The organism is Aquitalea sp. FG25, assembly GCF_057809375.1.
The window spans coordinates 1-21,051 of the sequence record NZ_JBMDJV010000025.1; the positions used below are offsets into that span (position 1 = coordinate 1).

At 57.5% G+C, this 21,051-nt stretch carries 21 protein-coding genes; 6 read left to right on the plus strand and 15 right to left on the minus strand.

Annotated features, from left to right (window positions below; genetic code table 11):
- Positions 1–129 precede the first annotated feature (129 nt).
- From arcD to ACODR9_RS19225, 3 genes are all read right to left on the minus strand, one after another.
- Complete coding sequence (arcD, locus tag ACODR9_RS19215; protein ID WP_488811378.1) at positions 130–1,569, minus strand: arginine-ornithine antiporter; 1,440 nt, start codon at positions 1,567–1,569, stop codon at positions 130–132.
- A 374-nt stretch (positions 1,570–1,943) separates the two neighbouring features.
- Positions 1,944–2,081: a DUF3149 domain-containing protein gene (locus tag ACODR9_RS19220; RefSeq protein WP_082086308.1), complete on the minus strand. Its 138-nt coding sequence runs from the start codon at positions 2,079–2,081 to the stop codon at positions 1,944–1,946.
- A 253-nt stretch (positions 2,082–2,334) separates the two neighbouring features.
- The gene (locus tag ACODR9_RS19225) at positions 2,335–3,369 is read right to left on the minus strand and encodes a CDP-6-deoxy-delta-3,4-glucoseen reductase (RefSeq protein WP_488811380.1); all 1,035 of its coding nucleotides are present in this window, start codon (positions 3,367–3,369) and stop codon (positions 2,335–2,337) included.
- A gap of 41 nt (positions 3,370–3,410) precedes the next feature.
- On the opposite strand from ACODR9_RS19225, the gene ACODR9_RS19230 reads away from it, so the two are divergent.
- A complete protein-coding gene (locus ACODR9_RS19230) occupies positions 3,411–4,328 on the plus strand; it encodes an NAD-dependent epimerase/dehydratase family protein (protein ID WP_488811382.1) in 918 nt (305 codons plus the stop codon).
- A gap of 36 nt (positions 4,329–4,364) precedes the next feature.
- On the plus strand, positions 4,365–5,045 hold the full coding sequence (gene trmB / locus ACODR9_RS19235; RefSeq protein WP_488811384.1) for a tRNA (guanosine(46)-N7)-methyltransferase TrmB: 681 nt from the start codon (positions 4,365–4,367) through the stop codon (positions 5,043–5,045).
- 127 nt (positions 5,046–5,172) lie between these two features.
- Here the strand turns inward: trmB and ACODR9_RS19240 are convergent, their stop codons facing one another.
- Positions 5,173–5,667, minus strand: a complete 495-nt coding sequence (locus ACODR9_RS19240; RefSeq protein WP_488811386.1) for a glutathione peroxidase — start codon at positions 5,665–5,667, stop codon at positions 5,173–5,175.
- 58 nt (positions 5,668–5,725) lie between these two features.
- On the opposite strand from ACODR9_RS19240, the gene ACODR9_RS19245 reads away from it, so the two are divergent.
- A complete protein-coding gene (locus ACODR9_RS19245; protein ID WP_488811388.1) occupies positions 5,726–6,205 on the plus strand; it encodes a DUF1841 family protein in 480 nt (159 codons plus the stop codon).
- A 70-nt stretch (positions 6,206–6,275) separates the two neighbouring features.
- Here the strand turns inward: ACODR9_RS19245 and ACODR9_RS19250 are convergent, their stop codons facing one another.
- Together ACODR9_RS19250 and ACODR9_RS19255 are read right to left on the minus strand one after the other, a co-directional pair.
- Positions 6,276–7,229 (minus strand): D-2-hydroxyacid dehydrogenase, encoded by a 954-nt coding sequence (locus ACODR9_RS19250; protein ID WP_488811390.1) that lies wholly within the window; start codon positions 7,227–7,229, stop codon positions 6,276–6,278.
- A 10-nt stretch (positions 7,230–7,239) separates the two neighbouring features.
- Positions 7,240–8,022, minus strand: a complete 783-nt coding sequence (locus tag ACODR9_RS19255; RefSeq protein ID WP_488811392.1) for a DUF2189 domain-containing protein — start codon at positions 8,020–8,022, stop codon at positions 7,240–7,242.
- Between the two features lie 159 nt (positions 8,023–8,181).
- Here ACODR9_RS19255 and ACODR9_RS19260 point away from each other — a divergent pair, with 159 nt between their 5' ends.
- Entirely contained in the window at positions 8,182–8,508 is a 327-nt protein-coding gene (locus ACODR9_RS19260) for an FKBP-type peptidyl-prolyl cis-trans isomerase (protein ID WP_045845394.1), read from the plus strand.
- Positions 8,509–8,567: 59 nt separating this feature from the next.
- On the opposite strand, the gene ACODR9_RS19265 is transcribed toward ACODR9_RS19260, so the two are convergent.
- Positions 8,568–9,197: a DedA family protein gene (locus ACODR9_RS19265; protein WP_488811394.1), complete on the minus strand. Its 630-nt coding sequence runs from the start codon at positions 9,195–9,197 to the stop codon at positions 8,568–8,570.
- Between the two features lie 116 nt (positions 9,198–9,313).
- Here ACODR9_RS19265 and alr point away from each other — a divergent pair, with 116 nt between their 5' ends.
- On the plus strand, positions 9,314–10,384 hold the full coding sequence (gene alr / locus ACODR9_RS19270; protein WP_488811396.1) for an alanine racemase: 1,071 nt from the start codon (positions 9,314–9,316) through the stop codon (positions 10,382–10,384).
- A gap of 63 nt (positions 10,385–10,447) precedes the next feature.
- On the opposite strand, the gene glmM is transcribed toward alr, so the two are convergent.
- From glmM to rlmE, 4 genes are all read right to left on the minus strand, one after another.
- The gene (gene glmM / locus ACODR9_RS19275) at positions 10,448–11,782 is read right to left on the minus strand and encodes a phosphoglucosamine mutase (RefSeq protein ID WP_488811398.1); all 1,335 of its coding nucleotides are present in this window, start codon (positions 11,780–11,782) and stop codon (positions 10,448–10,450) included.
- 156 nt (positions 11,783–11,938) lie between these two features.
- Entirely contained in the window at positions 11,939–12,781 is an 843-nt protein-coding gene (gene folP / locus ACODR9_RS19280) for a dihydropteroate synthase (RefSeq protein WP_488811400.1), read from the minus strand.
- A gap of 68 nt (positions 12,782–12,849) precedes the next feature.
- Positions 12,850–14,760, minus strand: a complete 1,911-nt coding sequence (ftsH, locus tag ACODR9_RS19285) for an ATP-dependent zinc metalloprotease FtsH (protein ID WP_488811402.1) — start codon at positions 14,758–14,760, stop codon at positions 12,850–12,852.
- A gap of 80 nt (positions 14,761–14,840) precedes the next feature.
- Positions 14,841–15,476 carry a 23S rRNA (uridine(2552)-2'-O)-methyltransferase RlmE gene (gene rlmE / locus ACODR9_RS19290; protein WP_488811404.1) on the minus strand — a complete coding sequence of 212 codons (636 nt, stop codon included), beginning with the start codon at positions 15,474–15,476 and terminating at the stop codon, positions 14,841–14,843.
- Positions 15,477–15,595: 119 nt separating this feature from the next.
- On the opposite strand from rlmE, the gene ACODR9_RS19295 reads away from it, so the two are divergent.
- Positions 15,596–15,928: a YhbY family RNA-binding protein gene (locus tag ACODR9_RS19295; RefSeq protein ID WP_089083149.1), complete on the plus strand. Its 333-nt coding sequence runs from the start codon at positions 15,596–15,598 to the stop codon at positions 15,926–15,928.
- 97 nt (positions 15,929–16,025) lie between these two features.
- Here the strand turns inward: ACODR9_RS19295 and ACODR9_RS19300 are convergent, their stop codons facing one another.
- The 4 genes from ACODR9_RS19300 to leuE all read right to left on the minus strand — a co-directional run bounded on the left by ACODR9_RS19300 (position 16,026) and on the right by leuE (position 21,045).
- A complete protein-coding gene (locus ACODR9_RS19300) occupies positions 16,026–16,454 on the minus strand; it encodes a DUF4149 domain-containing protein (protein ID WP_045845401.1) in 429 nt (142 codons plus the stop codon).
- A gap of 58 nt (positions 16,455–16,512) precedes the next feature.
- On the minus strand, positions 16,513–16,989 hold the full coding sequence (gene greA / locus ACODR9_RS19305) for a transcription elongation factor GreA (RefSeq protein ID WP_488811407.1): 477 nt from the start codon (positions 16,987–16,989) through the stop codon (positions 16,513–16,515).
- A gap of 166 nt (positions 16,990–17,155) precedes the next feature.
- A complete protein-coding gene (gene carB / locus ACODR9_RS19310; RefSeq protein WP_488811409.1) occupies positions 17,156–20,365 on the minus strand; it encodes a carbamoyl-phosphate synthase large subunit in 3,210 nt (1,069 codons plus the stop codon).
- A gap of 26 nt (positions 20,366–20,391) precedes the next feature.
- The gene (gene leuE, locus ACODR9_RS19315) at positions 20,392–21,045 is read right to left on the minus strand and encodes a leucine efflux protein LeuE (protein ID WP_488811411.1); all 654 of its coding nucleotides are present in this window, start codon (positions 21,043–21,045) and stop codon (positions 20,392–20,394) included.
- Positions 21,046–21,051: the final 6 nt, after the last annotated feature.

The window sequence follows — 21,051 nt, forward strand, 5'->3', positions numbered from 1 at the left end:
TCACGCTGCGCAGCTTGCCGCATTCGGAATGCACACCAAATTTGTTGGTCATGATCAAACTCCTTCAATTCGGGTAAGGGAGTCGGGGAGCGCACTGGAGGCGCTCCTCAGCAATATTGTTGTCTTGTCTTAGAGGGTGAGCTGGCCGGTGATCAGCTCGTAGGCTGCAATCACGCCCAGTACCACGATGATGGCGGCCAGTGCAGCTTCGGCACCCTTGAACGGCTTCTCGCCATGTTCTTTCTTGGCCCACAGGTAGAACAGCAGACCGGGGGCGTACAGCACCATCGACAGGAACAGATACTTCACACCAGCGGCGTAGATCAGCCATACACCGTACACACTGGCAATACCGGCAATACTCAGGTCACGACCCTTGCCCTCACCAGCCTGGTAGCCATCGCCACGCTGAGCCACCATGAAGGAATACACGGCGCACAACAGGTAAGGAATCAGGATCATCGAGGTGGCCAGCGACAGCAGTGCCAGGTAACCGGCGGAGCTGAACAGGGTGATGATCAGGAACAGCTGGATCAGACCGTTGGTCAGCCACAGCGATGCTGCCGGGGAACCGTTGGCATTGGTGGTACCGAATACACGCGGCATCACACCATCTTTACCAGCCAGGTAGGGTGCTTCAGCAGCCAGCAGGGTCCAGGCCAGCAGCGCACCACCGACAGAGATCACCAGACCAGCGTTCATGATGTTGGCACCCCAGGGGCCAATGGCCTTTTCCAGCACATAAGCGGTGGACGGGTTCTTCAGTGCAGCCAGTTCCGGCTGGGTCATCACACCCAGTGCCAGTACCGATACAGCCACCAGCAGGGCAATGGTCAGCAGGAAGCCCACTACGGTTGCCTTGCCCACATCGCTCATCTTTTCAGCACGGCCCGAGAACATGGACGCACCTTCGATACCGATGAACACCCACACGGTCACCAGCATGGTGCTCTTCACCTGATCGACGATGGAACCCAGTTTCGGATTACCCCAGAAGTCGAGATTGAAGGTGTCAATCCTGAACGCGAACACCACCAGGACAATGAACAGCGCCAGCGGAACCAGCTTGGCAATGGTGGTGATGGTGTTGATGAATGCCGCACCATGTACACCGCGCAATACCAGGAAATGCAAAGCCCACAGCACAACCGAGGCACAAATGATGGCAGTGGGTGTGTTGCCATCGCCAAAGGCGTGGAACCAGAAGCCCAAAGCCGAGAACATCACGACAAAGTAGGAAACGTTGCCGATCCAGGCTGAAATCCAGTAACCCCAGGCCGAGTTGAAGCCCATGTAGTCACCAAAGCCAGCCCGGGCATAACCATAAACCCCGCCTTCTACTTCCGGCTTGCGGTTGGCCAGCATCTGGAAGGCAAATGCCAGTGTCAGCATGCCCAGAAAGGTGATGGCCCAACCAATGATGATGGCACCGGCACCGGCGCCTGCTGCCATGTTTTGCGGTAGCGAGAAGATACCGCCACCAATCATGGAACCCACTACCAGTGCGGTGAGCGCACCCAGTTTCAGTTTGGGTGCTCCTCCACCTTGTACTTCCGTTTCAGTGGACATTTTCGTTCTCCGTAAATTACATTGATCTGAAAACTATCTGTATATTATTAATTTCTAATTCGTTGATGTAATGATAGTAAGGGATGCGAAAGGCTTCCAGAAACTACAAACAGATGTTTGACTAGGATCAAATGAAAAAAAGGGTGCTACCGGACAACAGGAAACAAGATGGCTGGGTTATAGGCAAGTGCCCCTACTTATCCCAATTGAATTTATAAATTTACAACCATACTTTATTAGCAATATTGAACAATTATTGATTAAATAAATAATTACAGATAAGCAATGGGCAAAAAAATGGATACGGCCCACCACCGTATCCACCAACACACACATCAAGAGGAAATCTAGACTTACACCACAATCAAACTGATTCAGTCATTTGGCCCAGCGTTTTTCACCTTACGGCTGATGACAAAGATCACACCGCATACCACCACGGTAGCAAAGACAATGGTTGCCAAACCCAGAACACCGACATCGTCGGAAAGAAGTTGACCCAGCAGTTCCATTTCTCACTCCTCTAGCTGGCGGTTTGCCGCCTTGATTGATTAGTCGATAGTCATAATAACCCTACAAAAATTGTGGATGTTGACACAAGTCAATAATCCGTTCGCCGTGCATTTGTCTATGGAAAGTGCCACAAAAACAAAATGATGCCGCTACCACGGCCATTGCAAGCCGATGACGGTCACTCACCGCGTGGTACCAGCAATGAAAAAGCCCCTGCAGTGCAGGGGCTGTTTGCTGGGGCTGGCAGGCAGATCAGGGCTGCTTGTTGCCGCCCATGTCCTTGGACAGGAAGAAAGCATCAGAGAAGAATTCGTCTTCCGGCAGCTTGCGCTCGGCAATGAAACTACGATGGGCGGACTCCACCATCACCGGCGCACCACAGGCATACACCTGGTAGCCGGACAGGTCGGCAAAGTCATCCAGCACCGCCTGATGGACAAAACCGGTACGGCCTTGCCATTCATCTTCGGGCAGTGCTTCGGACAACACCGGAATCACGGTGATGTTGGCATTGCCGGCCTGCCAGCTGGCGGCAAGTTCAGCCATGTACAGGTCGGCCTTGGTGCGTGCGCCCCAGTACAGCACCATCTGGCGCTGGATACCGTGGTGAATGGCGTGCTCGATAATGCCCTTGACCGGGGCAAAACCGGTACCGCTAGCCACAAAGATAATCGGCTTGTCCGAATCTTCACGCAGGAAGAAAGAACCCATCGGGCCTTTGAAGCGCATGATTTCGCGCTCTTTCATCTGGGTGAAAACATAGTCGGAAAAACTGCCGCCCGGCTGATGACGGATATGCAGCTCCAGGAAGGCATCATCATGCGGCGCATTGGCAATGGAGAAACTGCGTTTCTTGCCATCCTTCATCAGGATGTCGATGTACTGACCGGCGCGGAATTGCAGGCGCTCGGAGACCGGCAGCTTGAGTTTGAGCACGGCAACATCGTGCATCTTGACCATGCTTTCCACACGGCACGGCAGGGTCTTGATCTGGAAGTCACCAGCGCCAACCACTTCACGGGCTTCGATGGTGATATCGCCTTGCGGGCGGGCACAGCAGAACAGGGTCATCCCCTGGATACGTTCGCTTTCCGGCAGGGCTTTTTCCTGATAGCCATCCTGGCAAACCTCGCCCTCCACCACCTTGCCCTTGCAGGCACCACAGGCACCATCGCGGCAGCCATAAGGCAGGCCGACATTCTGGCGCAAAGCCGCTTCCAGAATGGTTTCATGCGCTTCAACACTGAACGTATGCCCGCTCGGGAGCACTTTGACCTGGGAAGTCATTGGGTACCTTTATTATTCCAAATCTCGGTAAGATGCAGCCTATGCGTACATTATTGATTGCAGGCATGGGTGATGTCGCCCAGCGGGCCCTGCCCCGACTCGTGCAGCACTGGAGAGTGCTGGTTCTGGCACATCACGCGCAAGCCGCAGAAACCGCGCGCGCCGGTGGTGCCATTCCAATCCAGGCCAATCTGGACAATGCCACCAGCCTGAAGCGGCTGGCCGGTCTGGCCGATGACCTGTGGATAACCGCACCGCCACCAAGCCACGGAATGCGCGACAGCCGCACGCGCAAGTTGTTGTACGCACTGGCAAAAGCCGACAGGATACCACAGCGTATTAGCTATATCAGCACTACTGGCGTGTATGGAAATAGCCATGGCAACTGGCTGGATGAATGTTCGCCCCCCCTGCCGCAAACCGAGCGCGCCTGGCGCCGACTGGATGCAGAAAACACCCTGCGTGCCTTTGCCCGCCACCATGGCAGCCAGCTGACCATTCTGCGCGCGCCAGGCATTTACGCACTGGAGCGCCTGCCGCTGACGCGTCTTATGCAAAACACGCCGTTGATCCGGCCCGAGGAAGACAGCTACAGCAACCATATCCATGCTGACGATCTGGCCAGCCTGTGTATTGCCAGCCTGCAGCAGAACCGTGGCGGCATCCGGGTGTACAACGCCTGCGATCAGGAACCACTGACCATTACCGACTGGTACCGCATGCTGGCTGACGCGCTGTCCTTGCCACTCCCGCCCCAATTGCCGCGTGCCGAGGTGCAGGCCGCAGTCAGTCCGGCGCTATGGTCTTATATGGCCGAGTCGCGCCGCTTTCGCTGCCTGCGCCTTCATGAACTGGGCGTAGCGCTGCAGCACCCCACGGCGCGGGAATTTGTCGCACAACTGGCAGCCAACCCGGCCTGGCAGAGCGTGGCACTCGCTAAGGCAGGCAAGATTCGGTAACATGCGCGTCTTCTTGCAATTATCTGTTTGAATCACATGGAAAATCCGGCATTCGGGCGCGCCATCAGAAGCTTTGTGCTGCGCCAGGGACATCTCTCGGCAGGCCAGCAACGCGCCATGGACGAAGGCATGCCCAAATGGGGCATCGAATATCAGGCTGCACCCATCAATCTGGAGCAGGCTTTTGGCCGCCAGGCCCCCAAGATTCTGGAAATCGGCTTTGGCATGGGCGGTGCCACCGCTGAAATTGCTGCGGCCAATCCGGACATCGACTATCTGGGCGTCGAGGTGCACTCTCCCGGCGTGGGCAATCTGTGCAAGCTGATTGCCGAGAAAGAATTGAGCAATCTGCGCATCATCCGTCACGATGCGGTGGAAGTGCTGGATAACATGCTGGCCGATGGCAGCCTGGACGGGGTGCATATTTTCTTCCCCGACCCCTGGCACAAGAAGCGTCACAACAAGCGCCGCCTGATTCAGGCCCCGCTGGTGGAAAAACTGGTCAGGAAACTGAAGCCGGGCGGCTATCTGCACGCTGCCACCGACTGGGAAGACTACGCCATCCAGATCATGGAAGTGTTCAGCGCCAATGGCGATCTGGCCAATAGCGCCGATGGCTATGCCCCGCGCCCGGACTATCGCCCGCTGACCAAGTTTGAAGCCCGTGGCATCAAGCTGGGTCACGGCGTATGGGACATCATCTTCCGCCGCAAGTAAGCCCCGCGAACAAAACCCCCGCTCCAGCGTTGCGCCGCCTTGCCGTACGCCATGTACTGTCTGCGGCGGCGCGCCTTGGCCCGGCTTCTCTACGAGGTTTTGTTAGCGGTTCTAAGCCAGACCCGTTCTAGTCGGCAGTGACACGCCGGCTCAGCAAGACTTCGATGTCCGGCAGCAGTTCATGTGGAGCCACTGCCGGTTCGAAGCGCTTCACCACCCTGCCCTTGCCATCCAGCAAAAACTTGGTGAAATTCCATTTCACCGGATGCGGATGTGCGCTATCCGCCTGGGTCAGCCAGCGCCATAACGGGTGTGCCTGCGGGCCGTTAACCTCGATCTTGGCAGACAGCGGCAGCGTCAGTTGAAAGCGACTGGTGCAAAAACTGGCAATCTGCTCATCGGAACCGGGTTCTTGCCCGCCAAACTGGTTGCAGGGAAAAGCCAGGATAACCAGCCCCTGATTGGACAGGCTGTCATGCAATTCCTGCAGACCGGCATATTGCCGGGTATAGCCACACTCACTTGCCGTATTCACCAGTAGTACCACCTGGCCTTGCAGGGTGCTGAGCGCCATGGAACTGCCATCAGGCAAAGGCATGGAAAAATCGTAAAGCGTGGTCATGGTGGGCTCCCTTCCGTATAATCGGGACTTGTCCGAGAAATCTACTCAGGTATTGCGCATGTTGTTTTCACCCAGCCGCCAGGATGCGCGCGGCTTCTTTTTCGACACCTGGAAAAAGCACCAGACCGGCAGTGTGCTGACTGATCTGGAAAAGATCGTGCTTTCCATTCTTATAGACCACCCTGAGTACCACTCCATCCTGAATCATCCGGAAAAGTACCTGGAACAGGAATGGACACCGGAAATGGGCGAAACCAACCCCTTCCTGCATATGGGCTTGCATGTGGCCATTGAGGAACAGCGCTCGATCGACCAGCCATTTGGTATTCGCTCGCTGTACGCCCAACTGGCCTTGCGCCATGGCAATGAGCATCGCGCACAGCACGAGATGATGGAATGCCTGGGGGAAATGATCTGGCATGCGCAACGCTATGGCGGCGGCCCGGATGTAAACCGCTATATTTCCTGCGTACGCGGCAAGCTGGGCATGGGGGAGGAAGACAGCCCGCGTATCAATCCCAACGATATTCCGGATTGAGCGCATCTCATCTCACATAAAAAAAGCAGGCCCAAGCGGCCTGCTTTTTTCATGCACACTTGCAAACAACTCACACCAGCCGGTTTGCTTCTTTGCCACTAACAAAGGCGGCGATATTGTCCACCAGTTGCTGTGCCAGACGCTGCATTGCCTGCTGACTAGCCCAACCGATATGCGGCGTGACAATCAAGTGCGGCAACCGCGCCTTGAGCAGCGGGTTGCCTGCCGACGGCGGCTCCGTACTCAGCACATCAAAACCGGCACCGCCCAGTTGGCCGAATTTGAGCGCCGCTACCAGCGCGTCTTCATCCACCAGGCCGCCACGCGCGGTATTGATCAGAATGGCACCCGGTTTCATGGCCATCAGTTCTGGCTGGGCAATCATGTTGCGGGTTTCATCGTTCAAGGGGCAGTGCAGGGAAAGTACGTCGGAACTGGCCAGTAGCTGATCAAAGCTGACATAGCCGTCGCGCACAGTGGTGACACCTTTACGCTCACCAAACTGCACCAGCATGCCAAATGCACGGGCGCGCTCGGCCAGCGCCTGACCGATACCACCGGCACCAAGAATACCGAGAGTTGCGCCCTTGAGATCGCGAATGGGCGCGCCAAAATGGCAGAACTGCTTGGCCTGCTCCCACACACCAGCCGTGACATCACGCTGGTAAGCCGGCAGATTCTTGACCAAAGCCAGCATCAGGGTAAACGCATGCTCAGCTACGGTTTCATCCCCATAATGGCGAATGTTCGCCACTGCGATACCCTGCTCGCGGCAGGTGGCAAGGTCGATATGGTTATAGCCGGTGGCAGCCACCGCCAGCATTTTCACACCCGGCAACTGCAACAGGGTTTCACGGCTGAACGGCACTTTATTGGTGATGACGATATCGGCATCACCCACGTGCTGGACAATCTGCTCCGGCGTGGTGGCGGCAATTTCGCAATATTGATGTGCAAACGGAAAAACAGGAACCGGGACAGGCAGGCTGTCCCGGTCGAGAAATACGATGGAAGGTTGGCTCATCGGTCTGGCGTCAGCTTTCGTAGGAAATCATGTCGCGGTAAGCATGCCAGCTGGCCAGCCCGAGTACAGGCATGATGACGATCAGGCCAATGAAATAGGTAGCAAAACCCACCGCAGTAAGAGCCACAATCATAACGGCCCATACCGCCATCGTCAGCAGATTCTTGTACACCGCCTGCACGCTGTTGATCATGGCCGTCACGGTGTCCACATCCTTGTCCAGCATCATCGGAATGGCGACCACGCTGAGCGAAAATACCGCCACGGCAAACAAGAAGCCGACACCAAAATAAGCCAGCAGGAAGGTCATGTTTTCCGGCAACAGGGCATTCACCATCAAGCTATCCAGCGATGGCAGCGCAGCGGTATCGAAAAACAGCGCAAACATCAGTAGTGATACACGAAACCAGCCAAACACCATCAGTGCCAGCAGCGCTGCATACAGGGTAAAGCCAGGCAGATTGATCCGCCATGCAGTCATGCTGTGCCACAGATTGACACGCTGATGGGCAAACACGTTTTCATGCTGGCGCGCCAGATCATACAGACCAATGGCTAGAAACGGCCCAGCCAGCAGGAACAGCGTGGACAGGGTCAGCACAAATTGTGGAGCGCTGTCGAAGTAAGTAATCAACAGATATCCCATCAGGACAAAAACGGCGCCATAAAACATGGCATCGGCTGGTGCGCGGCGCAGGTCTTTCATGCCCTGCTGCAGCCAGACCAAGGTTTGGGAAACTGCGACATGATGAACAACCGGGTGCTCCCGGGATGTGCCGTGGGTGATATCCATGACGAATCCCCTTCTGGTGGTGGGTGGGTAAACCAGACAGTTAATTATTTATAAGCCACTGATTGTCAAATACAAATGACAGAATTTAGCCACCAAGCCGCATTGCAGCAGCTGCTGGTACAATGACGCCTTGCTTGAACCAGATACAAGGAACACAAGATGAGCGAATTGATCATTGAAGACCTGACCGTGGGCGAAGGTGCCGAGGCCGTCAGCGGCCAGGAAGTAACCGTGCACTACACCGGCTGGCTGACCAACGGCAGCAAGTTCGACTCCAGCAAGGATCGCTTTCAGCCCTTCAGTTTTCCGCTGGGTGCCGGTCATGTGATCAAGGGTTGGGATCAGGGCGTGGTAGGCATGAAGGTGGGCGGCAAGCGCAAGCTGACCATTCCGGCAGAACTCGGCTATGGCGCGCGTGGCGCAGGTGGCGTGATTCCGCCCAATGCCACCCTGGTATTCGAAGTGGAACTGCTGCAAGTAGGTTAAGCAGCTACACCATAAAAAAAGCCACTCATCTGAGTGGCTTTTTCTTTTGGATCTCCGGCTTATTTCTTCAGGCCAGAATCCGCACAGCATTTTTTGCGCTTGAACAGGTAAAGAATGACCAGCACCGTCAGCAACACGCCAACAACGGAAAGAATGCCCATCTGACCACGATGCACCATATGCATCAGCCATTCGCGCTGCGTGGCACCGTAATGCCCAAGATAAACCCAGACCGGTACGGAAATAAAGGCAGCAAAGCCATCCATCAGCAAGAAGCGCCAGTAAGGAACACGGCGGGTCATGCCTGCGGTAATGAAAATGGGCGAGCGCAAACCTGGCAGAAAACGGGCGACAAACAACACCCAGGTGCCGTATTTCTCGAACTTTTCCTGTACGGCCTCAAAGCGCTCGGGCGTGAGGATACGGGCGATAGGACGGAAACGCTGTACCTTGTGGCCATAAAACCGTCCGGCGGCAAACATGATGCCATCTCCGGCCAGCACGCCAGCCATGCCCACCAGGAACATGATGTCCACATCAGCATAGCCAAGGCCGGAAATGATGCCGCCAGCCACCAGGGTAATGTCCTCTGGAATCGGCACACCAAAACCACATACCAGCAATACGGTAAAGACTGCTACATAACCGTAACCGGTAAAGAAATCGAGAAGTATCTGCAGTATGTCCATAGTGCTCCGCCGACCGGCACAGTCTTGTCCTGTCACAAGATTTGGCCACGGGCTGATTGTCCGAGTGCATGATCGGGCGCTTATAATAGCACACCTCGACCTTATCCTTTCTTGACATGACACGCCCTATACGGGTGGAAATCAATCATTCCGCCCTGCGCCATAACTACCTTCAATCCCGTCAACATGCCACCGGTCGTCAGGCCCTGGCCGTCATCAAGGCTGATGCCTACGGCCACGGTGCACTTGGCTGCGCCCTTGCCCTGGCTGACATTGCCGACGGTTTTGCCTTACTCAATATCGAAGATGCCATCGCCCTGCGCCAGGCCGGTATCCAGCAAGCCATCACGCTGCTGGAAGGTCCGTTCGACCGTGCCGAAGTACAAGCCATGGCCGAATATCGCATTGCCGGTGCCATTCACTCCCCTCACCAGATTGCCTGGCTGCAGGAAGGTTCCCTGCCGCATGCCATCGAAGTGTGGCTCAAGATCAATAGCGGCATGAACCGGCTGGGCTTTTGCCCCGAACAGGCCCCAATGGTAATCAGCCAGCTACAAGCGCTGCCGCAGGTACGCCTGAGCACCATCATGACCCATTTCGCCACCGCCGACGATGCGCGGGGCGTGACCGAGCAGTGGCAGCGCTTTGCACCGGTAGCCCAAGCCAGCGGCCTTGCCATCAGTGCGGCCAACTCCGCTGCCGTATTCCGCCACCCGCAAACCCACGGCGATGTAGTCCGCCCTGGCATTACCCTGTACGGCTGCTCGCCCTTTGCCGAATGTCATGGCAGTACGCTGGGACTACACACCACCATGACGCTGAGTGCGGACATTATTGCCATCCAGCAGCTACAAGCGGGTGACACCGTGGGTTATGGATTGAACTTCCAGGCCGACAAGCCGATGCGCATCGGCATCGTCGCCTGTGGTTATGCCGATGGCTACCCGCGCATTGCCGCCAATGGCACCCCGGTGATGGTGGAAGGCCAGCGCAGTGGCACCGTAGGGCGGGTTTCCATGGACATGCTGGCCATCGACCTCAGCCACGTCCCTGCCGCTGATATCGGTAGCCGGGTGCAGCTGTGGGGGCCTAACGTGGCCATCGAAGCAGTGGCTGCTGCTGCCGGTACCATTGGCTATGAGCTGATGTGTGCCATCGCCCCACGCGTACCACGTCAGCTGATCTAAAACCGGCAGGCATGAAAAAGCCGCTGCATCACACAGCGGCTTTTCTCAAGGACGCCTGCCGACTCAGGCCACGCGCTCGATAGTGGCAGCGATCTCTCTGGCCCACCGTTCCGACAGCGCACGGTCGCTGGCTTCCACCATCACCCGCACCACCGGCTCGGTACCGGAAGGACGCAATACCACGCGTCCTACGCCAGCCAGCGCGGTTTGTGCAGCAGCCAGCGCCTCTGCCGATGCGGCTTTCCAGTCGCAGCCGTTGTGACGGACATTGATCATGGTTTGCGGGAACGGCGTCCAGTCGCTGCAGGCTTCTTCCAGGCTGATGCCCAGTTCGGCCAGGCTGGCCAGCACTTGCAGGCTGGAGATGATGCCATCGCCCGTGGTGTGCTTATCCAGACACAGGATGTGGCCCGACGCCTCACCACCCACCTGCCAGCCATTGGCGTGCAGCATTTCCAGCACGTAGCGGTCGCCCACCTTGGCACGGCCAAAGTCCACGCCCAGCTTGTTGAGCGCCAGCTCCATGGCCATATTGGTCATCACGGTTCCCACCACGCCACCCTTCAACTCCCCGCGCGCGGCACGTGCCTTGGCAATCACGTAGATCAGCTGATCCCCGTCGTATACCTTGCCATGTTTGTCCACCATGATCAGGCGGTCACCGTCGCCATCCAGCGAAATGCCGTAGTCGGCATGGTGTTCCAGCACCGCTACCTGCAAGGTCTTAGGGTAAGTCGCCCCTACCTTGTCATTGATGTTGTAGCCATTGGGTTCGCCACCGATAACCACCAGCTCGGCACCCAGCTCATGGAATACCTTGGGGGCGATGTGATAGGTTGCCCCGTTGGCACAGTCCACCACCAGTTTCAGCTGCTTGAGATCACGCTCCCCCGGGAAGGTACTCTTGCAGAACTCGATGTAGCGCTCAGCGGCACCGGAGATTCGACGCGCACGCCCCAGCTCTGCCGAACTGTTGGTGCTCATCGGCTGTTCCAGCATGGCCTCGATTTCCAGCTCCAGCGCGTCATCCAGCTTTTTGCCGCCTTCGGCAAAAAACTTGATGCCATTATCCTGATACGGATTATGCGATGCCGAAATCACCACCCCGGCTTCCAGCCGCAGTGCACGGGTAAGGTAGGCAATGCCTGGCGTCGGCAGCGGACCGGTCAATAACACATTGACACCAGCAGCGGTAAAGCCTGCCTGCAGGGCGGCTTCCAGCATATAGCCGGAAATGCGGGTGTCCTTGCCAACCAGCACCGTCGGGCGGTGATCCTTGTCGTGATCAACCAGTACCCGCCCGGCGGCATAGCCCAGCTTGAGAACAAAATCCGGGGTGATGGGAAACTGCCCGACCTCACCGCGTACACCATCAGTACCAAAATATTTGCGACTCATTTCATCATCCTAGTCACGTTGCTGTAGCGCCTGGCCAGCAACGGGTAGCTGCAACAATAACCCCTGCGGAACCTGTGTATTGTACCCGTCTGTCCGATCAGTTGGGCAAGCCTGCGCCATGCAAATCAAATACAACGTCAGACTGCGAAATCAAGTTCAGGCGGAATACGGCTGCAAGGCAGCCCACACTTCCAGTGCCTGCCGACTGGCTTTGACGTCGTGCACCCGGACAATCCTGGCACCTTGCTGCAGGGAAACCAGTGCCACGGCCACACTCGCGCCCAGCCGCTCTGCCGGAATCGTCTCGCCGGTAATCGCACCAAGCATGGATTTGCGCGACAGACCCACCAGCAGGGGCAGGCCGCTGATGGCTTCGATACGCCGCAGCCCAGCAAGTAGCTGCAGATTATGTTTCAGCGTCTTGCCAAAACCAAAACCGGGGTCGATCAGCAAGCGCTCGTCGGCGATGCCTGCTGCGCGGCATAGCTGTACCCGACGCAGCAGGTAATGTCCTACTTCTTCCACCACATCCTGATACGCCGGGGCCTGCTGCATGGTGTCCGGATTGCCTTGCTTATGCATCAGGCACAGCGCCACTTGCGACGCAGCAACGGCATCAACCGCGCCATCGTCTTCCAGCGCGGAGACATCATTGATCAGATCAACGGCACCCAGCTGCAAGGCAGCCTGCATGACCACGGTACGCCGGGTGTCCAGCGATAGTGGAACACCAAGGTCCTTCAACTTTTCCAGTACCGGCAGCACCCGGTCCAGCTCCTCCTGTACGCTCACTTCCGGTGCGCCAGGACGGGTGGATTCGCCGCCGATATCCAGGATGGTGGCACCATCAGCCAGCATGTTCTCAGCTCGCCGCAATGCGCTGTCCAGCGTATTGAAGCGGCCTCCATCGGAGAAGGAGTCCGGGGTTACATTGAGAATGCCCATGATCATGGGGCGAGAGAGATCGAGCCTGAAGCGCCCGCATTGAAGCAATTGCATGAAGAGTTCTGCCAGATAAATGCAAAACAGGGTGGCAGCCTGCGCTGCCACCCTGTGAAAACCGGCGGTTAAAGTTCCTGAGCCGGCGTGGATGTTGGTTCTGCCGGCGTGGCTTCTGCAGCCTTTTCCTCCGGTTTGGCCGGGAAGCCACTGCCCGGTTTGGGCGGACGAGGCGGCTTGCCATCCATGATGTCGTTGATCTGCTCGGCGTCGATGGTTTCCCATTCCAGCAGGGCAGCCGTCATGGCTTCTACCTTGTCGCGATTTTCATCCAGCAGACGACGGGCCAGGGTGTACTGCTCGTCGATGATGCGGCGAATTTCCATATCCACCTGCTGCATGGTGGCTTCCGACATGTTCTTGTGAGTGGTGACAGAGCGACCCAGGAAAACTTCGCCCTCGTTGTCGCCATACACCATCGGACCCAGCTTGTCGGACATGCCGTAGCGGGTCACCATGTCGCGCGCCATCTGGGTAGCACGTTCAAAGTCGTTGGAGGCCCCGGTGGTCATCTGGTTCATGAACAGCTCTTCGGCGATACGGCCGCCGAACAGGATGGCCAGACGGTCCATCAGGTAACCGCGATCATAGGAGAAGCGGTCCTGCTCCGGCAATTGCATGGTCACACCCAGCGCACGACCGCGCGGAATGATGGTGACTTTGTGCACCGGATCAGACTTGGGTAGCAGCTTGGCCACCACGGCGTGACCCGATTCGTGATAAGCGGTGTTGCGCTTCTCCTCCTCGGTCATCACCATGCTGCGGCGTTCGGCACCCATCATGATCTTGTCCTTGGCCGATTCGAAATCCAGCATATCCACCAGACGCTTGCTGCGACGGGCAGCAAACAGTGCGGCTTCGTTCACCAGGTTGGCCAGATCGGCACCGGAGAAGCCCGGTGTGCCACGGGCGATGATGGAAGCTTCCACATCAGCGGCAATCGGCACCTTACGCATGTGCACGGATAGAATCTGTTCACGACCGCGAATATCCGGCAGCGGCACAACAACCTGACGGTCGAAACGGCCCGGACGCTGCAAGGCAGGGTCCAGCACATCAGGACGGTTGGTGGCTGCAATCACGATGACGGTGGTATTGGTTTCGAAACCATCCATCTCCACCAGCAACTGGTTCAGCGTCTGTTCGCGCTCGTCGTTACCGCCACCCAAGCCGGCACCACGCTGACGGCCAACCGCATCGATTTCGTCGATGAAGATGATGCAGGGCGAGTTCTTTTTCGCCTGCTCGAACATGTCGCGTACACGGGCAGCACCCACGCCAACAAACATTTCGACAAAGTCAGAACCGGAAATGCTGAAGAACGGAACCTTGGCTTCACCAGCAATGGCCTTGGCCAGCAAGGTTTTACCGGTACCCGGCGAGCCGCAAAGCAAGATGCCGCGCGGAATGCGGCCACCCAGGCTTTGATAGCGGGAAGGGTCGCGCAGGTAATCAACAATTTCCTTCACCTCTTCCTTGGCCTCATCGCAGCCAGCCACATCGGCAAAGGTAACGGTGTTGGTGTCCTGATCCAGCATGCGCGCCTTGCTCTTACCGAAGGAGAAGGCACCACCCTTGCCACCACCCTGCATCTGGCGCATGAAGAATACCCACACGCCGATGAGCAGCAGCATCGGGAACCAGCTGATGAAGATGCTCATCAGCATGGACGGTTCTTCTTCCGGCTTGGCCGAGAAGCGGACGTTGTTCTTGATCAGGTCTTCGACCAGTTGCGGGTCATAGGGCGCATAGGTGGCAAAAGCCGAACCATCAGTGCGCTTGCCCTTCAGCCACTGGCCACGTAGCGGATGGCCCTCAATGCTCAGGGACTGCACCTTGCCGGATTCGACATCGCTGATGAATTGCGAGTACTCGATCTGGTTCTGAGCATCCTGGCGTTTGTTGAACTGATTGAATACAGTCATCAGTACCAGACCGATGATCACCCAGATGGCGATGTTTTTGCCGATATTGTTCACGAGTAGCGGACTCCTCTGTGCCCTGACTTTGCGGTTGCGTATTTCATTGGTATGAATTGTAAACCCCGGGGGGGCGTATGTCAGCGTCGGCCCTTGCCCAGCAAGTAAATTTCGCTGGAACGGTCACGCGAGGCCTTGGGTTTGCGGGTAAGCACCTCGTCAAACAGATCACGCATTGACTGCAGGTAGGGCTGGAAATCGCTGCCCTGGAACACTTTGACGAGAAAACTGCCGCCGGGTTTCAGATGATCGCGTGCAAATTCCAGCGCCAGTTCACACAGCAGAAAACTTCTGGCCTGATCCATGGCACTCATTCCGGAGATATTGGGTGCCATATCGGAAATTACAAGGTCCAGTGCGCGGCCATCCAGCAGATCGACGAACTCGGCCAGGACTTCATCTTCGCGAAAATCGCCCTGAATGAAATCGACGTCGGCGATCGGGTTCATTGGCAGAATATCCAGCGCAAACACCTTGCCCTGGGGGCCGACGATACGGGCGGCAACCTGCGACCAGCTGCCAGGGGCACTGCCAAGGTCGGCCAGCACCGTTCCCGGACGGATCAGCTTGTCTTTTTCGTTGATTTCCAACAGCTTGTACGCTGCACGCGCCCGATAGCCATCTTTCTTGGCCATTTGCACATACTGGTCGTTAACATGTTCGCGCAGCCAAGTATTGCTGCTGGTGCTTCTTGCCATGAGTCGCTTCCTGCCCATTCCACACAGCATAGCCTTGGTGGCTATCCTGTTGTTTTTCAGTCTGTTTGTGACCAGAGTTTGGGCTAAGCGCCAAACTCTAGTAGAATCCCGTTTTGCTTTGAAACCAAGCCTGTCCAATGAAAATCGAACTGCAACCATTCCAGCGCCAACACCTTAAGGGTCTGGCTCAGACTCTCAGCCCGGTCGTAATGATCGGCAATAACGGCCTGAGCGACTCCGTACTGCGCGAAATCGCCATCAGCCTGGACGCACACGAGCTGATCAAGATTCGTGTTCAGGGTGATGACCGTGCCGCCCGCATCGCGCTCTACGAGCAGATTTGCGATGAACTGGGTGCTGCGCCGGTACAGCACATCGGCAAGCTGCTGGTGCTGTGGCGCCCCAGCGACAAGCAGCGCATTGTTCTGCCCAAGAACAAAAAGGCGCTGAAGATTGCATCCCAATCCTGATACTGCCCTTGGGCGGTATAGCAAAAGCGGTGGCTTGCCACCGCTTTTATTTTGTCTTGGCCATACTTGTGGCCATTGATCTCGCCATGTCGGCCACTTAGTCGCGCCGCAGTATATAAGCCAGGCCCATCAGGCTCTGTACCAGGTAAATCAGGCTGGAAATGGCATGCCAGGTGGCAAAGCCGCCGCCAAACAGGCCTTCGGCCGCATGATTCATTTGCAGCTTGAGTGCCGCGATGATGGGGGTGACCGCAAAATGATTGATGACGGTACACAGCAGCATGCCGACAATCAACCAGAAGCTGGCTTCCTTCATGCCGCGCACGCCATTGCGCCATACCGCATCCACCAGCAGGAATACACCACATACCAGGCCTACCCAGGCAATGGCGGCAAACAGTTTGCCTGCTACCATGCCGGCGGTTACCGTATCCAGTGAGCGGAACAATACCGGGGCGACGATGATGCCGATCACCCACAGACCGCCAATCCAGAAGGTTCTGGCTATCGCTCGCAATCCGTCCATGCGTGCTCCTCTGACTCCACAGCAAAAACGCGCGAAAGCGCGCGTTTGATCTGTCTGCTTAGATGTATTTGACGTCCAGCACTTCGTATTCGCGAATGCCGCCCGGGGCGACAACCTCGGCCACGTCGCCGCTTTCCTTGCCGATCAGCGCACGGGCGATCGGCGAATTGACCGATACCTTGCACAGCTTGATGTCCGCTTCGTCGTCACCGACGATCTGGTAGGTCACCTTATCTTCGGTTTCCAGATCCATCAGTTCAACGGTGGCACCAAATACCACGCGGCCATCAGCATCCAGCTCGGCCGGATTGATGATGATTGCATTGGAAATCTTACCTTCGAGATCGGCAATACGACCTTCCACGAAACCCTGGCGCTCTTTGGCGGCATCATACTCAGCGTTTTCCGACAGGTCGCCATGCGAACGCGCTTCGGCAATCGCTTCGATCACCGCCGGGCGCTCCACACTCTTCAGGCGTTGCAGTTCTTCTTTGAGAAGTTCGGCGCCACGCAGCGTCAACGGGACTTTGTTCATTCGGGTGCTCTCCTGAGGCGGTACCCCCGCCGTCATCAAAAACACAAGCCGCCGTACGAGACGGCGGCTTGGCTGTTGCAGTTCAATGTCTGGATTGTAACGGCAAATCGTCTGCGATTCAAAGCTTCAACGCATATCTTGCCGTCACACGCAGCCAGACAGTGACTCAGGGCTTGATGGAAGCGTGCAGTTCCTGAACGCTGTAGACATCAAATTCTTCCACATGCGCCATACCCACACACACTGCCTTGGCACCTGCCAGGGTGGTGTATTGCGGAATGCGCGCCTGCAGCGCACTGCGGCGGATAGAATGGCTGTCCTGGATGGCCTGGCGCTTTTCGTCCACGGTGTTGACCAGTACGTCGATTTCGCCGTTCTTGATCATGTCGACGATGTGCGGACGGCCTTCGTTCACCTTGTTGACCACCTGCACCACGATGCCGGCTTCGGCCAAGGTCTTGGCGGTACCGCGCGTTGCGCAGACGCCAAAGCCCAGGCGTTGCAGCTCACGTGCCACATCAACCGCGCCGTTCTTGTCGGACTGACGAACCGACAGGAACACCTTGCCGGTGCGCGGCAGCTTGTCGCCGGCTGCCAGCTGGCTCTTGACGAAGGCTTCGGCAAAGCTCTTGCCCACGCCCATCACTTCGCCGGTGGACTTCATTTCCGGTCCCAGGATGGTATCCACGCCAGGGAACTTGATGAAGGGGAATACCGCTTCCTTCACCGCAAAGTACGGCGGAATGACTTCCTTGGTGAAGCCTTGCTCAGCCAGGCTGATACCAGCCATGGCGCGAGCGGCGATCTTGGCCAGCGGTGCGCTGGTTACCTTGGAAACAAACGGTACGGTACGCGAGGCACGCGGGTTCACTTCCAGCACGTAGATGGTGTCACCCTGGATGGCAAACTGTACATTCATCAGGCCAACCACATTCAGCGCACGCGCCATGGCTTCGGTCTGGCGACGGATTTCGTCCTGTACTGCCGGGAACAGGCTGTACGGCGGCAGCGAGCAGGCGGAGTCACCGGAGTGCACACCAGCTTGTTCGATATGCTGCATGATGCCGCCGATGACCACGTCCTTGCCGTCGGAGATGCAATCCACGTCCACTTCGATGGCGTCGTTGAGGAAGTGATCCAGCAGCACCGGGCTATCGTTGGACACCTTCACGGCTTCACGCATATAGCGTTCCAGATCAGCCGGTTCGTGCACGATTTCCATCGCACGGCCGCCCAGTACGTAGGACGGACGCACCACCAGCGGATAGCCGATTTCTTCGGCCAGCTTCATCGCGTCGGCCGGCGTGCGGGCGGTGCGGTTCGGTGGCTGTTTCAGGCCCAGCTCGTTCAGCAGCTTCTGGAAACGTTCGCGGTCTTCGGCAGCATCGATCATGTCCGGCGAAGTGCCGATGATGGACACGCCATTGGCTTCCAGCGCACGTGCCAGCTTCAGCGGGGTTTGGCCGCCGTACTGCACGATTACGCCGAACGGTTTTTCGATGCGGCAGATTTCCAGCACGTCTTCCAGCGTCAGCGGCTCGAAGTACAGACGGTCGGAGGTGTCGTAGTCGGTCGATACGGTTTCCGGGTTGCAGTTGACCATGATGGTCTCGAAACCGGATTCACGCAGCGCCAGCGCGGCATGCACGCAGCAGTAGTCGAATTCGATACCCTGACCGATACGGTTGGGGCCGCCACCCAACACCATCACCTTCTTGCGGTCGGTCGGCTGAGCTTCGCACTCTTCTTCGTAGCTGGAGTACATGTAGGCGGTGGAGGTGGCGAACTCGGCCGCGCAGGTATCCACACGCTTGTACACCGGGTGCAGACCCAGTGCCCAGCGCTTGGCGCGCACGGCAGCCTGGTCGGTATTCAACAGCTCACCCAGACGACGGTCGGAGAAGCCCTTGCGCTTCAGGCGACGCAGTTCGTCAAAGCCCAGTTCTTCCACCTTGCGGCCGGCCAAGGCTTTTTCTTCGCCCACGATGTCTTCGATCTGCGCCAGGAACCACGGGTCGATCTTGCTCAGGGCAAACACGTCGTCACGGCTCATGCCCACACGGAAGGCATCGGCCACGTACAGGATACGTTCCGGCCCCGGAGTGCTGACTTCGTGACGGATGGTTTCTTCGTTGGTGGTCACCGGGTTGAAGCCGGACAGGCCGGTTTCCAGGCCACGCAGCGCCTTGTGCATGGATTCCTGCAGGGTGCGGCCCATGGCCATCACTTCGCCCACCGACTTCATCTGGGTGGTCAGGCGGTTGTCAGCCTGCGGGAATTTTTCGAAGGCAAAACGCGGAATCTTGGTAACCACGTAGTCGATGGACGGTTCGAACGAAGCCGGGGTAGCACCGCCGGTGATGTCGTTCTTCAGTTCGTCCAGGGTGTAACCCACGGCCAGCTTGGCGGCAACCTTGGCAATCGGGAAACCGGTAGCCTTGGAGGCCAGTGCCGAGGAACGCGATACACGCGGGTTCATCTCGATCACGATCATTTCGCCGTTCACCGGATTGGTGGCGAACTGCACGTTGGAACCACCGGTGTCCACACCGATTTCACGGAGTACCGCGATCGATGCATTACGCATGATCTGGTATTCCTTGTCGGTGAGGGTTTGTGCCGGAGCCACGGTGATGGAGTCACCAGTGTGCACGCCCATCGGGTCGAAGTTCTCGATGGAGCAGATGATGATGCAGTTGTCTTTTTTGTCGCGTACCACTTCCATTTCGTACTCTTTCCAGCCGAGTACGGACTGCTCAATCAGCAGTTCATGGGTGGGGGACGCTTCAAAGCCGCGCTCGCAGATCGCCAGGAATTCTTCCTTGTTGTAGGCGATGCCGCCACCGGAGCCGCCCATGGTGAAGGACGGACGGATCAGCGTGGGGAAGCCCACCTTGGATTGCGCCTCCAGCGACTCTTCCATGGTGTGGCAAACAAAGGACAGCGGGCAGGACAGGCCGATCTTGGCCATGGCTTCCTTGAAGCGGCCACGATCTTCAGCCTTGTCGATGGCGTCTTCGGTAGCACCGATCAGCTCGACATTATACTTTTCCAGCACGCCGTTGCGGCCCAGGTCCAGTGCGCAGTTCAGCGCGGTCTGGCCGCCCATGGTCGGCAGGATGGCGTCCGGGCGTTCCTTGGCAATGATTTTTTCCAGAACAGGCCAGGTAATGGGTTCGATGTAGGTGACATCGGCCATGTTCGGGTCAGTCATGATGGTGGCCGGATTGGAGTTCACCAGGATGACTTTGTAACCTTCTTCACGCAGGGCCTTGCAGGCCTGGGCGCCGGAGTAGTCAAACTCGCAGGCCTGGCCAATCACAATGGGGCCGGCGCCGATGATGAGAATACTCTTGAGGTCGGTACGTTTCGGCATGTTATCGCTCAGTCAATTTCAATTGTTCAGTTCAGGCTGGCTGCCGCCAGTTTGGCCCCGAAGCCCAGAAACAGCGCGCCCACTCCGCCGGACATGGCAGAGGACAGTTTGCGGCGGCGACGGAAGGCTTCGGCCAGTCTTGCTCCGGACACGATGATGGTGGCCAGATACAGGGCGCTGCAGCACTGCAGCAGGCCGCCCAATACAAGAAAGGTCAGCACCGGGTGCGGATAGGCCGGGTCGACGAATTGCACGAAGAAGGACACGAAGAACAAGATGGCCTTGGGGTTCATCAGGCTGATGACCAGTGCCTTGACGAAGGGACGGCTGGCGTCCACTTCGCGCCGTGCATCCGGCGCAGCTTCCTTGCTGGAAGTACTGCGCCAAGCACGCCAGGCACCACGCAGCATCTGCAGGCCCAGCCAGGTCAGGTAAGCACCACCGGCGTACTTGACCATGGCAAACAGGGCCGGATTGGCCTTGAGCACCCCTGCCGCCCCCGTGGCGGCCAGCGTCATCAGGATGGCATCACCGGTAAATACCCCGCAGGCACCCACAAAGCCGCGTCGAATGCCGCGCTGTGCCGCCACCGACAGCACATACATGGAGTTGGGGCCTGGCAGCAGCACGATGATGATGGTGCCGATCAGGTAGGTGGTGATATCGGTAATGCCCAGCATGCTTGT